This window comes from Marinobacter azerbaijanicus, from assembly GCF_030250645.1.
Lineage (GTDB): Bacteria > Pseudomonadota > Gammaproteobacteria > Pseudomonadales > Oleiphilaceae > Marinobacter > Marinobacter azerbaijanicus.
Genome location: NZ_JASSVS010000069.1, coordinates 1 through 866, shown reverse-complemented (window position 1 = coordinate 866; position 866 = coordinate 1). Strand labels below are relative to the sequence as shown.

General features: G+C 65.0%; 2 protein-coding genes. One reads left to right on the top strand and one right to left on the bottom strand.

Going from position 1 to position 866, the window contains the following annotated elements; all coding sequences use genetic code 11:
• The coding region (locus QPM17_RS23655; RefSeq protein ID WP_285394194.1) for a TetR/AcrR family transcriptional regulator at positions 1-465 on the bottom strand (465 nt) is incomplete at its 3' end.
• 88 nt (positions 466-553) lie between these two features.
• Between QPM17_RS23655 and QPM17_RS23650 the strand changes: the two genes are divergently transcribed.
• On the top strand, positions 554-866 hold a 313-nt coding region (locus QPM17_RS23650), incomplete at its 3' end, for a 2Fe-2S iron-sulfur cluster-binding protein (protein WP_285394193.1).

Sequence of the window (866 nt, the reverse complement as noted above, 5' to 3'; positions counted from 1 at the left end):
GATGTCGCCGAGCAGCGCACTCCAGCGCGCCCTCATGCGCTCCAGCAGCCGCACGTAGAGGCCGCGCTTGTTGCCCATGTAGTAGAGCACGTTGGACTTGGGCAGCCCCGCCTCCTCGGCGATGGCCTGTACGCTGGCGCCGCGGTAACCGTACTGGGCAAAGACCCGCTCGGCGGCTTCGAGAATCTCACGCTCGTTGCGTTCGCGAGTGGCGCCATTGCTCTCGCCACCCTGCCGAGGAGACTGCAAGGTCTCGGTTTCAGTCACGTCTGTCATCGACGGGCCCCTGTCCTGTGAATGGGGGAAAGCCAAGAGAGTGCCCCACCGCGGCGGTTCCTGCAAATGAGACCATCGGTGGCGCACCAGGTGCCCTGCTCCCTCTTCCTCAGCCCGCTGCCATGCCGTACCCATTTTGCCTCTTGCAAAGTGCGACAATCTGGCCCATGCTGAGATCATCCTGACCATTTGGTCAACTCGTGGCGATACGGCCTGATGCCGACATCCGCTGCGTGGCGACGGGTCAGCTATCACAACGTCAACAAGAGACAAGGCGATGATCGACTTCATGCTCAACGGGCAGCCGTGCCAGAGCGAGGCCTCACCCGAGACCAGCGTGCTCGAGCTGCTGCGCGAAACGCTTGGCGTCACGGGCACCAAGGAGGGCTGCGCCTCGGGTGACTGCGGTGCGTGCACGGTAGCCATCGGCGAGCCCGGCCCCGACGGCGAGCTGCGTTACCACAGCGCCAACGCCTGCATTACGCCCGCTCATCAGCTCAACGGACGCTATCTGGTCACCGTGGATGGCCTCGCCCAGGGCGACGCGCTGCATCCCGCCCAGGCAGCCATGGTCGAGTGCCACGGCAGCC